Raw genomic sequence first — 12935 nt, forward strand, 5'->3', positions numbered from 1 at the left:
GATGCAGCAGCTAGACATCCTTATCGTTGGCGGCGGAATTGGCGGCCTGACAGCGGCCATCGCGCTGTGCCGCGACGGGCACCAGGTCACCGTGATCGAACGTGATCCCGACTGGTCGGTCTACGGTGTTGGCATCATCCAGCAAGGCAATGTCTTGCGCGCGATGAAGCAGCTGGGCCTACTTGATGCCTATCTTTCCGCCTCGGTCGGTTTCGATGCCGTGGCGGTCCACGCGCCAGACGGCACCATGGTGGCGCGCGTGCCTTCGCCGCGGCTGGTGGAGAACTGTCCGGCCAATGTCGGTATCAGCCGCCGCGCGCTGCAAAAGGTGCTGGCTGACGAAGCACAGGTTGCCGGCGCCCAGATTCGCCTTGGTGTGACGATCGACCGGCTGGATGACGACGGTGAGGGCGTGGCGGTCGCTTTGTCCGATGACAGCAATGGGCGGTTCGACATAGTAGTCGGCGCCGATGGTGTCCATTCGCAGACCCGCGGCATGCTGTTTCCGGACCTGGCTGGGCCGGAATTCACCGGGCAGGCGGTGTGGCGCTACAACGTGCCGCGCAGCGAGGGGCTCGATGCGCTGCACGTTTACAACGGCCCGATTGGTGCAGGCCTAGTGCCGATCAGCGATGATTTGATGTACATGTACCTGACCACGCCCGAACCGGAGAACCCGTGGTATCCGACCGAAGGACTAGCCGAGGTGATGCGCGGCAAGGTGCCCGCACCGCTGGCCGGGCTCGCCCAGTATATTACCGAGGACGAGGGCGTGGTCTACCGCCCGCTCGACGGGCTGATGGTGCGCGGCGCCTGGCACAAGGGGCGCGTCGTCCTGCTGGGTGATGCCGTTCACGCGACGACGCCGCACCTCGGGCAGGGCGCCGGACTCGCAATCGAGGATGCGCTGGTGCTGGCCGAGGAATTGACGCTGGCCGACACGCCTTCGACCGCTTTCACCGCCTATCACAATCGCCGATACGAGCGCTGCGCCTGGATCGTCGACACATCGCTGGCGATCTGCATGGGCCAATTGGGCAAGGGCCCGCCCGTCGACAACGCCAAGGCGACCGCCGAGATGTTCGGCCTGGTCGCACAACCAATTTAAGGAGCACAATCATGAGCCGGGTCACCGATATCCGCTACGTCGGTTATGGGGTCGAGGAATTCGACAGCGAACGAGCGTTCTATGCCGACAAATGGGGCTTGGTCGAAGTTGCTGCACAGGACGGCATGGCCTGGTTCGCTGCGCAGGGTGATGACGAACACCACGTGGTGCGCTTGCACCGGTCCGACGCCAACCATGTTGAGGTGATCGCACTGGCAGCCGACAGCCGCACGGATGTTGACGCCTTGCATGACAAGGTCGCTGCGGCCGGCTGCAAGGTGATCCACGAACCGCGCGACCTTGATGCACCGGGCGGCGGTTTCGGCTTCCGCTTCTTTTCACCCGACGGCCTGCCGTTCGAGATTTCGGCGGACGTGGCAAAAGGCGAAAAGCGCGCGATCGACCGCTGGGAAGGCCTGCCCGTGCGGATCAGCCATATAGTTCTGCATTCGCCCGACCATCAGGCGGCGGTGCGGTTTTTCTGCGATTTACTGGGCTTCCGCGTATCGGATTGGCTGGGCGACTTCATGTGTTTCCTGCGGTGCAACTCCGCGCATCACCGGCTGGCCGTGCTGCCGGGGCCGCCATGCCTCAACCACGTGGCCTATGACATGACCAATGCCGATGGGATGTTGCGCGGCGTATCGCGCCTGAAACAGGCGGATATCGATATCCGCTGGGGCCCCGGACGGCACACTGCGGGCGACAATACCTTCAGCTATTTCGTCAGCCCCGGCGGCTTTGTGGTCGAATATACCGCCGAGCTGGAGGAGGTCGATTTCGAAACGCACGAGGCTCAGGTGCACGCGCCTGGTCCGCGGATCATGGACCAGTGGGGCATCGGCATCGGCGGCCCGCAGACCATGCCGCACACCGAACCCGACCCGCGCCTGTTCCAACCGGCGGAGGCCTGACCCATGGCTCTGTTCGAATACTTCCCCAACTACATCTGGAATCTCTCGGTCGCCATGGCGCTGGAGAGCGGTGGCCAGATCGGCGAGCTGATCGACATGTGCGAGCCAATCCGTGCGGCTGCGGAAAGCGGAGACGCAGGAACGCCCGACTTCATGCGCCAATGGGTCGCCAAGGCCGAGACGCTGCTCGAACTCGCCGCAGAAGACGAGCAGCGCGGTCGCGGCTTCTCGGCCTCGGACAAGCTCGAACGCGCGGCCTTGTACCTCTTGGTTGCCGAAAGGATGCAGCAGCAAGGATCAGCGGGGCGGGAGGTGACCTATGCCAAGGCACTCGCTAGCGTCGAACGCTCGACCGTGCTCGGTTCGCTCAACCGTGAACGGGTGGAAGTGCCGCTGGCGCAAGGCGTAATGCCCGCGCTGTTCACCCGCGGAGCCGGCGAAGGGCCGCGCCCGGTGGTGATATATTGCAATGGGCTCGATAGCACCAAGGAACTGCTCTACTGGTCGCGCTTGCCCGAGGCGCTGGCCAGACGCGGCATCTCCACTCTCTGCGTAGACCAACCCGGAACCGGTGAAGCCATTCGTCTGCAGGGCCTGCCGGTTGATCCGCATTCGGAAAACTGGGCGAGCAAGGCAGTCGACTGGCTGGAGGCGCGCGACAATGTCGATCCCGCGCGCATCGGCATGACCGGGATCTCGCTGGGCGGCCATTTTGCGCCGCGTGCGGTCGCTTACGAACCGCGCTTTGCCTCGGGCGCCGTCTGGGGCGCCAACCACAACTGGCGTGAGGTGCAGGATGCGCGCATCCGGCGCGAGGGCGAGAACCCCGTCCCGCACTACTGGGCGCATGTGTTCTGGACTTTCGGGGCGAATGACATGGACGATTTCCTCGCCCGGTCAGCGGGGATGAACCTGAACGGCCACATGGACCGGATTGCCGTTCCCTTCCTGATTACCCACGGAGCGCAGGACCGGCAGATCTCGGTCGACTACGCGCACCAGGCCTACGAGCAACTGGTCAACGCGCCGCGCCGCGAACTCAAGATTTTCACGCCGCGCGAAGGCGGGGTGGAGCACGTCGGGGCGGACAACATGTCCTATGCCCGCGACTATATCGCCGACTGGTTTGCCGACACACTGGGAGGGCAAACCCAATGATGAAGCTGTGGTTCGCCCCCAATACCTGCGCCCGGGTGACTATGACTGCCCTCGAGGAGATCGGCGAGCCTTTCGAGACAGGGCTGGTTGCCTTCATGGCGGGCGAGCATCGCCAGCCCGCCTATCTCGCCGTCAATCCATCGGGCAAGGTGCCCGCGCTGGAAACCCCTGACGGGGTGTTGGTGCAGAACGGCGCCATGCTCACCTATCTCTCCGAAGCTTACCCGCATGCCAATTTGCTCCCGCTCAGCGACGAACCTTTCAAGCGCGCCAGGGTGCGGGCCGAACTGTTCCGCTGTTCCAGCGATCTCCACCCGCTGGTGACCCGCTTCGTCATGCCGGTGACCGTTTCGACTGACCCGCAACAGGTGCCGCAAATCCGCGAAAAGGCACGCGAGCTGGTCACCCAGCAGTTGGCCCCGGTCGAGGCCAGGCTGGCCGCCAGCGAATGGTATTTCGGCGCGTACTGGTCGGTGCTGGATGCCTATGTCGCGTGGATCTGGTTCCGCCTGACGGGCAACGGGTTCGATGCTTCTGACTTTCCGGCCATTTCCGCGCATTATGCGTGGGCCATCGCCCGGCCAAGCGCGCAAGCGGCGCTCGCCCGCGAGGCGGAGGCCGAGCAGGAACTCGATGCGCGCGGCCTGCTGTTCCGTCCGCAATTCGACAAGGGAGCCAAGCCATGAGCGAACAGCCAGTAAGGCGTATCGTCACGGGTCACGATGCCGAGGGGCGTGCTGTCTTCCTCGAGGACGGCCCGGTGCCGCGCGTCCAACAAATCGGCGGCGAGCATGGCCCGCTGTTCTTCGAAGTCTGGAATACCCGCGCGACGCCAGCGCCGATTGACCGTGCATCGGGCGAACCGGAAGAGAGCGGCATCCAGCTGACCCCGCCGAAGAACGGCACCCGCATCCGCGTGCTCGACATCCCGCCGGACGGGGATAGGCTGGACTACGTCACGACAGAGGAAGCGCAGGCGCATTTTGCCGAAGTGGGCGCAGGCGATGCATCGTCGCACAGCAGCCGCGGCTCGCGCCACGCGCACATGCACCGGACGGAGACTATCGACTACGGCATCGTGCTCGAAGGCGAGCTGGTGCTGATCCTCGACGAAGGCGAGACCATCTGCCGCCCCGGCGACATCATTATCCAGCGCGGCACCAACCACGGCTGGGCCAACCGCTCGGACCGCAACTGCCGTATCGCCTTCATCCTGATCGACGGCACATTCAAGGAGGGCCTCTGATGCGGCTGGCGACCCTTGCAAACGGCACTCCCGACGGCGAGCTGGTGGTGGTGTCGGCGGACGGCAAGCGTTTTCTTGCTGCCGGGGAACGCTGGCCGAACCTGCTGGCAGCTTTCACCGATTGGCAGAAGGCCGAACCCGCACTTCGGGCCACGGTCGATGAGGTGGAGCAGGGGGCAGGCGGTAAAATCACCGCACAGACTGCATTTCGCGCTCCCATGCCGCGCGCCTGGCAATGGCTCGATGGCTCTGTCTTCTCCACCCACGCGCGACTGATGGAGGTCGCCTTCAACACCGACCCGATCGAGAACCAGCGCCCGCTGATGTACCAGGGACAATCGGATCGCTTCTACGGACCGACCGAGGACGTGCCCTTCGGCTCGGAAGCCGACGGGATCGACTTCGAAGGCGAATTCGGCGTCATTGTCGATCACGTGCCGATGGGCTGTACGCCTGCCGAAGCAATGGAGCGCATCCGCCTGTTGGTGCAGATCAACGACTGGTCACTGCGTGCCTACGCCGTGCCCGAGATGAAGACTGGCTTCGGCTTCATTCTCGCCAAGCCTGCCTGCTCAGTTGCTCCCTTTGCGGTGACGCCGGACGAACTGCACGATGGCTGGCGCGACGGACGGGTGTGTCTCGATCTGCAGATCGACTGGAACGGCAAGCGGTTCGGCTCGGCCAACGGGCGCGAGATGGATGTCGGCTTCCACGAACTGGTTGCCCAAGCCGCAACCACGCGCGACCTGGTGGCAGGCACCATCATCGGCTCGGGTACGGTTGCCAATGCCGGCTATGCCGAGGTCGGCTCCAGCTGTATTTCCGAACGCCGCGCGATCGAGATCATTGCCGACGGCAAGCCGACGACCGGGTTCATGTCCTTCGGCGACCACATCCGTATGGCCGGTGTCGATGCTGCGGGCGGCAAGCCCTTCGGCGCAATCGACCAGCAGGTGGTCTGCCGGCCCTGACCAACAGATTTTACTACGTCCACACCATTGGGAGAGAAGCGATTATGAGACTAATCTACGCAGCAGCACTTGCAGTCGGCTTGTCTGGCCTGGCCGTCACCCCGGCCCTAGCTCAGGATGATGAAGAAGCCGAAGCGCACCTGCACTATTCGGTAGAAACGACAACGATCGCCACACTGCTTGACGATCCCGCATCTGCGGAGATCCTCGAACGGCTGATCCCTACGGTCTACGCCAACGACATGTTTCAGACCATGGGCCGCCCCAATACCCTGCGCGTCGCCGCCCAGTACGAATCTGCAGTGCTGACCGAAGCGAAGATGGCTGAGATCCAGGCTGCGTTTGACGAATTGGCAGGTGTCAGAACCGCGGGAGACTAGTCCTGAGGGGGCACTGTCAAACCGGCATTGTCAGGCTAACGTGGCAGCGGCGGGCGACGGCTGCTAGCTGGCTTGGTCCTGTCAAAGCAAATGCACCTGATTGAAAAGTGAGCGGACGAGGGTAGGGCATTCGTCATGCCCAGACCTCGCAAACCGGCCAATCCGTTCCGCTATTTCAACTCCTCGCCCGAGATCATTCGACTTGTGGTGATGATATGTCGATCGGAGACGAGTTGCGATTAGACTGACAGCACCTGCTCGAATTCGCCAGGTATCAAGCCAGCATTTCTGCTGTCTTGAATTTAAGCCTGTTTTGCCAATTAACAGGCCTGTTATGCTGATTAACCGTCCTGTTACGGTCGATTAAATACCCTGTTATGACGAATAACAGGGAAAGCGGACATCTAGCCTTTAGGGCACCGAAATATCATCATAAATTCTTCCCGCTGGCGCAAAAACTGACTTCAAAGTGCCTGCTTTGGCCCTGAAATTTGCATCTTTCCCTGTTAATTCCCTGCATAACAGGGAAGTCGAGGGAGAGACCGGTCCGCTCCGGACTGCGTCGCGCACCATCACTTCACCCAAGGGCATTTGGCACTTTCCCAATCGCTCTGGGTTATCCCTGCACTTGAACGCTGTGCGTCCGGTCAGCCCTGCTGGATAGGCGGCTGCCGCCCTGCCTTCCGCAGAGCCCTGCCTTCCGCAAGTGCAGTGCCTTCCGCAAGTGCAGTGCCGCGCAGCCCGGGGTGGCTGCGCGGCACGCGGGGCATCACCAGCCGCGATGGAATTGCTGCAATTCCCGGACGGTGAGCCGACCATCGTCATTGGCATCGGCGTCGAGATAGTTGAGCTCACCGAAGTTCATGTATTCGGTGCGCGTGACCATGCCGTCACCATTGCCGTCCATCAGGCGGAAACGCTCGGTCTTGCGGGCCTGGGCACGCTCTTCCATGCGCTGGCGGCGATTTGCCGAATCTCCGCTGCCGGGACCCGGCCCGAGGCGGGCTCTCAGAAATTCCTGAAGCGTGAAACCGCCGCTGTTGTCGCTGTCCATCGCGGTGAAGGTCTGGCCATGCCAGCTGCGGAATTCCGTCTGATCGATAAAGCCGTCATGGTCGCGGTCCTGATCGCGCAGTCTGTCGCGCGTGCCGAGATAGAGTTGGTCACGGTCACGATCCCGGTCACGGTCTGGCGTATCCAGACGGTCGCGGTCGCGCAGCCGGTCACGGTCCTGATCGGGCACATCCAGCCTGTCCCGCGTCCTGTCCTGATCCATCGTCCCTGTACCGGGCACACTGGCCGGAGGGCCGCTTTGCTGGCTACCGCCACCGCCACCGCCGCCGCCCTGCGCATAGGCCGGGGACGTGGCCATCGTCGCAATTGCCAGTGTCAGGCATGCATTCCGAAGAGTAGTTCGCACAATCTTGCTCCTTGTTCTGGCACGGTTTGAAAGTGCCAACTCCCTATCGGTGGCGGAAATGGCGGCTTGGCTATCCAGGCGGAATAGGGATTGTTCCTGATGAGTGGTCGCCTTGCCCTGCCAACACCCCGTCAGTGCGGCCGCCGCCGCCGCCCTGCACATGCAATTGCGGGACACCACTTTGACACAACGCTTTGACAGGGCGCAGGTAAACCCATTAGAGATAATCATTCTGTTTTTAAGCACTGGCTTTTTTGAACACTGGCGGAGGGTCGCAAGCTGGACTGGGGTATCCTGGAAAATTCGATCGGGCCGCGTATGCGCCTGCTGCGAAACCTGCTGCAGGCGCGCTCGATCGCGGTCAGTGAACCCTTTGGCCTGCCAACCGGGTCGCTGACCCTGCTGGCGCTGATCTCCGCCAATCCGCACAGCTCGCAGGCAGAGCTTGCCGCCCAGGCCGGCATTACCGGCCCCAATGTGGTGGGCATAATCGACGAGCTTGAACGGCGCGATCTGGTGACCCGCGAACGGTCCAGTGTCGACCGGCGACGCAACATGGTGCTGCTGAGCGAAAAGGGCGAGCGCACGATGCACACGCTGTTCGCCGAAGTCTCCAAGATCGAGGCACCTATTCGCGAGGAACTGGGCGATGAGGATCTGGCGAAATTCATCGATTATATCGAGCGCACGCTGGTCGCCCTGACAGAGGGTGAGGGCTGAAGCCCGAACGACGGACCCGCCCGAACCGCTCCCCGAACCAACTCCCCGGACCAGCGCCCGGCTGGCGCTCTGCCGCTGCCCGATTCATCACAACCTGCCGTACAAGCCCGCTCTTGCAGTGTGAAGCGGAGTGCAACCGCCCACGGCTGCGCGGGGCCGTGCGATCGAAATTCGCTTAGTCTCAATATTCATTTGCCAATATAATCATTCAATGTGTAAGGACTTTGGCCTGCGCACGAGCGAATGAGTCTGTCTGTTCGTGCAATCGATGCTGATTGACTCGGGAGATCGACCCAATGCGAGCCTATTTGCTCTTGGCAGCGTGTGCCGCCCTGCTGACGCCGGTTCTGCCTGCGCAAGCCAATGATGCCGAAGCGGCGCCGGGGAACTGGGTCCGCTATGCCCGCGATGCCAGCGGCACGCGTTTCTCCCCGCTCGACCAGATCAATGTCGCCAATGTCGGGGACCTGCAGCAGGCCTGGAGCGTCCGCTTGCGCCCGGATGGCGGCGGCGGGCTGCTTGGCGGGACCGTGCCGATTGTGGTGGACGGGATCATGTACCTGCCCACGGGCAATGGCGTGATCGCGCTGGAGGCGCATACGGGCCGCGAGCTCTGGCACCATGTGCCCGATGGGGCGCTGATCCGCCGGGCTGTATCCTGGTGGCCGGGCGATGGCGCAACCGGCCCGCGCATATTCTATTCCTTCGGATCGGGAATCCGCGCGCTGGATGCGCGCACCGGCGAAGTGGACCGGACCTTTGGCGACAATGGCGAGATCCTGTTCGGCGGCACGCCATATTCCTATCCGCCCAGCATCTTTGGCAATGTCATGGTGATCGGCGCCAACACGGCGGAAATGCCGCGCGGACCTTCGGGCAATTCACGCGCCTATGATGCGCGGACCGGGCGCAAGCTGTGGGAATTCAACACCGTGCCCCAGCCGGGCGAAGTGGGCCATGAAACCTGGCTGGACGATGGCTGGCAGGGCCGGTCCGGCACCAATATGTGGATCTGGTACACCACCGCCGATCTGGCGACCAACACCGTGTACATGACCATCGGCGGCCCCAGCCCCAACTATTATGGCGGTGACCGGCCCGGCAACAACCTGTTCGGCAATTCGGTGGTGGCGGTCGATCTGGATACGGGCGCCTACAAATGGCACTTCCAGACCATTCATCACGATCTGTGGGACTGGGACCTGCCGGCCCCGCCGGTGCTGTTCGATGCCCACGTCGATGGCCGCACGATCCCGGCGCTGGCCCAGACCGGCAAGCCGGGCCTGATGTATATCCTCAACCGCGAGACGGGTGAACCGATCCACGGCGTGAACGAGATGCGCGTGGCCGCCGGCGATGTGCCGGGTGAGTGGTATTCTCCCATCCAGCCGATCCCGGTGCGTCCCGCTGCCCTCAGCCGCATGTGGTGGGACCCCAGCGATGTGGTGACGGCGCAAGACACCAATGCCGATCATGCGGCGGCCTGCCGTGCGCTGCTTGATTCCTATGGCGGCAGTTTCTTCAATTCCGGGCCGTTCACGCCGTTCTTCCTGCATGAGGAAGGCGACGAGCCGCGCGCCTCGATCAATCTGCCGCACAATGGCGGATCGAACTGGGGCGGCAGCGCCGCCGATCCGCAGCATGGCATCGTCTATATCAACACCAGCGAGAGCGGATCGATCGGCTGGATCGAGGGCCGCAATCCGGGCGGCGACTATGGCCGCGGCACCGCCGATTCCTCGCAGCGTTACGACCGGGGCAGCCTGGTCGGGCCGGGCGCCTATTCATCCTTCAGCGCGAACTTCGTGGCCGAGGATGGCAGCCGCACCAGCCTGCCCTGCATTCGTCCGCCTTGGGGCCGCCTGCACGCGGTGGATGCGAACACCGGCAACATCCTGTGGTCCACCCCGCTCGGCACCACGCCGATGCTGCCGGAAGGCAAGCAGGATACCGGGTCCAACAACACCTTTGGCGGCCCGATGGCGACAGCGGGCGGCCTGGTGTTCATCGGCGCCACCAGCGATGCCTATTTCCGCGCCTTCGATGCAGCCAACGGCCAGCAATTGTGGAGCGAGAAGCTTCCCTATGCGCCGCTGACCGTGCCGATGTCCTTCCTGGGCAGCGACGGCCGCCAGTACGTGGCGGTGATTGCTGCCGGATCGTCGATCGCCGGACCGCCGCCGCGCGGCGAGGACGGGCGCCCGGTCAATGGCGAAGCCCTCATTGCCTTTGCCGTGCCCGAATAGGGGCGGGCGCAAACCAATCGACCTGTGGAGAGTTTCTGATGTTATCCAAGACCGCTATCGCCCTGGGCGCGGCGCTGCTCGCATCCACCGCTTATGCCCAGACCACCCAGACCACGGTCAGCACGCCCGAAGGCGCGCAGCTGGAAGTGAGCGATGACCTGCACTATCCGCCGGGATCGCTGACGCAGCAGCAGCTGGAAAGCTCGACCCGCGACCTGTTCGTGCAGGATTCGATGAACGTCTTCCGGCGCTTCCCGCGTGAAGTGACCGCCGACATGGTGCGCTTCTATACTCAGGCGCTGGCGCTGCGCTCGCTCAATCCGATCCAGCTCACCAGCACGCAGCAGATGATCCTGACAGGTGTCGGCAGCGGCCAGATCAAGCTGTCGGCGGGCCAGCAGGGTGGCCGCGAATATGCCCTCGACGGTGGACCGCTGGGCGGCACCGGTATTCGCTTTTTCACGCTCACCTATCCCGACATGGCAACCGTGTCGCAGCGCTTTGCTCAGGCCGGTTTCCCCGTTCCCGACTTTACCCTTATGGCCGATGGCACCCATGCCGCCATGACCGTGGACCCGGGCGGATTTGCCGTGCAGGTGATTGTCGATCCGGCCAAGCAGGATAATTCCGACGATGGCGTGGGCGTGGGCATCGGTGTTTCCGACCTGGCGCGAAGCCGTGCCTATTACCGCGAATTCGTGGGCCTGGATGAGCTGGACCCTGTCCAGGACCAGCTGCTGGGGGTGACCAAATATCCCTATCGCCACGGCGAAACCACGCTCTACCTGTATGACGTGGGCGAGGGCCTGCCAAAGGACACCGGCAGCGCGGGCATCCAGTATGTGATCAGCGATGCGCCGATGGCCGCCGCCAAGGGGGAGCACCGCGGCATTGACGTTCAGACCCCGCTCAACCGCCTTGCCGGCTTTGGGCTGGTGACCGTGTGGTTCTACGATCCCGATGGCGTGACGAATTATTTCGCCCAGGTGGGCCGTCCGCGCGGGGCCGAGGCGGCACCTGTCGCCGCTGTCGATCCGCTGACCATCCTGCCGCCTGTTCCCGATGACTACACGCCCGCCACCACCGCCTGGGGAGATCCCGATCTGCGCGGCACCTGGCCGATCGATCATCTCAACGGCCTGCCGCTGCAGCGCTCCGCCGAGCAGGGAAATCGCCATTTCCTGACCGAGGCGGAATATGCCGAGCGCCAGTCGCGCATAGACAGCCTTGCCAGCCGCTATGACAACGAGGAGGCGGCGGATTCGATCGGACAGGGCCACTGGGTGGAGATGGGCGATGGCAGCAGGCGGACCTCGCTGCTGGTTCTGCCGCAGGATGGCCGCCTGCCGGCGATGACCGAAGAGGGCCTGCGCCGGTCCGCGCAGATGCGGTCGAGCTGGGCGCGCGGGCAGACGTTCAACTGGGTATCCGATTTCGATAACTGGGATCGCTGCATCACCCGCGGCCTGCCCGCATCGATGATGCCGATGATGTACAATAACGGCCTGCGCATCTTTCAGGCGCCCGGCATCGTGGCCATCCAGATGGAGATGATCCACGAAGTGCGCATCATCCCGGTCGATGGCCGGGCGACGGTTCCCGTGCAGATCGAAAACTGGCTTGGCGAAAGCCGCGGCCATTGGGAGGATGCGAACACGCTGGTGGTGGAAACCGGCAATTTCCGCCCCGGCCCTTCGGCCACCAGCATTGTCACCTCAGGCTCCCCGCCGGAGAACAATACGCCGATCAGCACGCAGGCAAAACTGGTGGAGCGCTTCACCATGACCGGGCCTGACTCGATCGTTTACGAGACGCATTATTCCGATCCGGTGATCTTCACTCAGCCCTGGGGCACGCGGCTGGATTGGCAGCGCGACGATGAATATCAATTCTTCGAATACGCCTGCCACGAGGGCAATGTCCAACTGCGCAACTACATCACCGCATCACGCGCGGGAACGGTCGGCAACTAGGCCCTCCGCCGCGATCATGAGGTAATCCTCCCAGCGCATGGTGCGCTTGGAACCAACTGAAAGGCCCGGATCACGCAAGGTGGTCCGGGCCTTCTTTTTGTCAGCAGGAAATCGGGCGCAGGAAATCGGTGGCCCGACCTGACCGAAAACTGGCCTAGCGAACGCGGCGAACGCGCAGCCCCTGCTGCCCGTCGAAGCGCATCAGGAAGCTTCCCAGCGATCCGCGATAGATGCGGATCTGCGATCCTGCACGCGGCGGTTCGTAGGATATCGGCGCCGCATCGATGAACTGCCACTGCGCGCCGTCTTCCAGCGTGACGAGGTAGATGCCGGGCAGCACGCGCTCCGCCGCGCTGACCCGCGCCTCCAGTTCCTCAGGGCGGCTGTCGCGGCGCTCCTGTTGCACCTGGGTCAAGGCCTCGGCGCCGAAGCCCCGCGCCTGAATCTGGCGCATGGGCGATACCGGCGATGCAGGCTGGGCCGCCGCCCCGCCGGGCTGGATATTATTGTCGTAACAGGTGACGCGCGCGCCGATATCCTCGATCTGCGCGCAGGCCCGCATGATGATGACGATCTGGCGGTAGTTTTCTTCCTGAACCTGCGCCTGAACCTGTGTGGCGGACCCCGCCAGCAGGCTCGCCGCGGCGATGGCACAGGCCAGGAGAGCTTGACTGGATGCCGCTTTCATTCCCGGGGACCTTCTCTTCGATCGAGTTGCGGTGAAGGGAGGCATGTGGCGGTGTCAGCACCGTGATTGGGAGAGTACCCCACCGCCACATGTTTTACAGGACCAGGAGAG

At 63.5% G+C, this 12935-nt stretch carries 12 protein-coding genes; 10 read left to right on the top strand and 2 right to left on the bottom strand.

Going from position 1 to position 12935, the window contains the following annotated elements; genetic code table 11:
* The first annotated feature begins 1 nt into the window (after position 1).
* The 7 genes from GRI32_RS00630 to GRI32_RS00660 are packed head-to-tail and all read left to right on the top strand — an operon-like array spanning position 2 to position 5777.
* Positions 2-1108 carry an FAD-dependent oxidoreductase gene (locus GRI32_RS00630; RefSeq protein WP_160589204.1) on the top strand — a complete coding sequence of 369 codons (1107 nt, stop codon included), beginning with the start codon at positions 2-4 and terminating at the stop codon, positions 1106-1108.
* 11 nt (positions 1109-1119) lie between these two features.
* The gene (locus GRI32_RS00635; protein WP_160589205.1) at positions 1120-2022 is read left to right on the top strand and encodes a VOC family protein; all 903 of its coding nucleotides are present in this window, start codon (positions 1120-1122) and stop codon (positions 2020-2022) included.
* A 3-nt stretch (positions 2023-2025) separates the two neighbouring features.
* On the top strand, positions 2026-3180 hold the full coding sequence (locus GRI32_RS00640; RefSeq protein WP_160589206.1) for an alpha/beta hydrolase family protein: 1155 nt from the start codon (positions 2026-2028) through the stop codon (positions 3178-3180).
* Entirely contained in the window at positions 3180-3866 is a 687-nt protein-coding gene (locus tag GRI32_RS00645; RefSeq protein ID WP_272916770.1) for a glutathione S-transferase family protein, read from the top strand. The genes GRI32_RS00640 and GRI32_RS00645 overlap by 1 nt, the downstream gene beginning before the upstream one ends.
* Positions 3863-4426: a cupin domain-containing protein gene (locus tag GRI32_RS00650; protein ID WP_160589208.1), complete on the top strand. Its 564-nt coding sequence runs from the start codon at positions 3863-3865 to the stop codon at positions 4424-4426. The genes GRI32_RS00645 and GRI32_RS00650 overlap by 4 nt, the downstream gene beginning before the upstream one ends.
* Positions 4426-5397 (top strand): fumarylacetoacetate hydrolase family protein, encoded by a 972-nt coding sequence (locus tag GRI32_RS00655; RefSeq protein ID WP_160589209.1) that lies wholly within the window; start codon positions 4426-4428, stop codon positions 5395-5397. Before GRI32_RS00650 ends, GRI32_RS00655 begins: the two co-directional genes overlap by 1 nt.
* 44 nt (positions 5398-5441) lie before the next feature.
* Positions 5442-5777: a hypothetical protein gene (locus GRI32_RS00660; protein ID WP_160589210.1), complete on the top strand. Its 336-nt coding sequence runs from the start codon at positions 5442-5444 to the stop codon at positions 5775-5777.
* A 769-nt stretch (positions 5778-6546) separates the two neighbouring features.
* Here GRI32_RS00660 and GRI32_RS00665 read toward each other — a convergent pair.
* Positions 6547-7149: an EF-hand domain-containing protein gene (locus tag GRI32_RS00665; RefSeq protein WP_160589211.1), complete on the bottom strand. Its 603-nt coding sequence runs from the start codon at positions 7147-7149 to the stop codon at positions 6547-6549.
* Positions 7150-7515: 366 nt separating this feature from the next.
* Here GRI32_RS00665 and GRI32_RS00670 point away from each other — a divergent pair, with 366 nt between their 5' ends.
* The 3 genes from GRI32_RS00670 to GRI32_RS00680 all read left to right on the top strand — a co-directional run bounded on the left by GRI32_RS00670 (position 7516) and on the right by GRI32_RS00680 (position 12136).
* Positions 7516-7917 carry a MarR family winged helix-turn-helix transcriptional regulator gene (locus GRI32_RS00670; RefSeq protein ID WP_160589212.1) on the top strand — a complete coding sequence of 134 codons (402 nt, stop codon included), beginning with the start codon at positions 7516-7518 and terminating at the stop codon, positions 7915-7917.
* 296 nt (positions 7918-8213) lie between these two features.
* Positions 8214-10163, top strand: coding sequence for an outer membrane protein assembly factor BamB family protein (locus tag GRI32_RS00675; protein WP_160589213.1), 1950 nt, complete (start codon positions 8214-8216; stop codon positions 10161-10163).
* Between the two features lie 38 nt (positions 10164-10201).
* Positions 10202-12136, top strand: coding sequence for a VOC family protein (locus GRI32_RS00680; protein WP_160589214.1), 1935 nt, complete (start codon positions 10202-10204; stop codon positions 12134-12136).
* 154 nt (positions 12137-12290) lie between these two features.
* Here the strand turns inward: GRI32_RS00680 and GRI32_RS00685 are convergent, their stop codons facing one another.
* Positions 12291-12824 carry a hypothetical protein gene (locus GRI32_RS00685; protein WP_160589215.1) on the bottom strand — a complete coding sequence of 178 codons (534 nt, stop codon included), beginning with the start codon at positions 12822-12824 and terminating at the stop codon, positions 12291-12293.
* Between the last annotated feature and the right edge of the window lie 111 nt (positions 12825-12935).

Source organism: Alteraurantiacibacter aestuarii (genome assembly GCF_009827405.1).
Taxonomy (GTDB): Bacteria; Pseudomonadota; Alphaproteobacteria; order Sphingomonadales; family Sphingomonadaceae; genus Alteraurantiacibacter; species Alteraurantiacibacter aestuarii.

Coding starts and splice junctions, on each gene's coding strand:
- GRI32_RS00680 (WP_160589214.1), top strand. CDS start 10,202: ATGTTATCCAAGACCGCTATCGCCCTGGGCGCGGCGCTGCTCGCATCC.
- GRI32_RS00640 (WP_160589206.1), top strand. CDS start 2,026: ATGGCTCTGTTCGAATACTTCCCCAACTACATCTGGAATCTCTCGGTC.
- GRI32_RS00670 (WP_160589212.1), top strand. CDS start 7,516: ATGCGCCTGCTGCGAAACCTGCTGCAGGCGCGCTCGATCGCGGTCAGT.
- GRI32_RS00635 (WP_160589205.1), top strand. CDS start 1,120: ATGAGCCGGGTCACCGATATCCGCTACGTCGGTTATGGGGTCGAGGAA.
- GRI32_RS00675 (WP_160589213.1), top strand. CDS start 8,214: ATGCGAGCCTATTTGCTCTTGGCAGCGTGTGCCGCCCTGCTGACGCCG.
- GRI32_RS00630 (WP_160589204.1), top strand. CDS start 2: ATGCAGCAGCTAGACATCCTTATCGTTGGCGGCGGAATTGGCGGCCTG.
- GRI32_RS00665 (WP_160589211.1), bottom strand. CDS start 7,149: ATGGCCACGTCCCCGGCCTATGCGCAGGGCGGCGGCGGTGGCGGTGGC.
- GRI32_RS00685 (WP_160589215.1), bottom strand. CDS start 12,824: ATGAAAGCGGCATCCAGTCAAGCTCTCCTGGCCTGTGCCATCGCCGCG.
- GRI32_RS00650 (WP_160589208.1), top strand. CDS start 3,863: ATGAGCGAACAGCCAGTAAGGCGTATCGTCACGGGTCACGATGCCGAG.
- GRI32_RS00660 (WP_160589210.1), top strand. CDS start 5,442: ATGAGACTAATCTACGCAGCAGCACTTGCAGTCGGCTTGTCTGGCCTG.
- GRI32_RS00655 (WP_160589209.1), top strand. CDS start 4,426: ATGCGGCTGGCGACCCTTGCAAACGGCACTCCCGACGGCGAGCTGGTG.
- GRI32_RS00645 (WP_272916770.1), top strand. CDS start 3,180: ATGAAGCTGTGGTTCGCCCCCAATACCTGCGCCCGGGTGACTATGACT.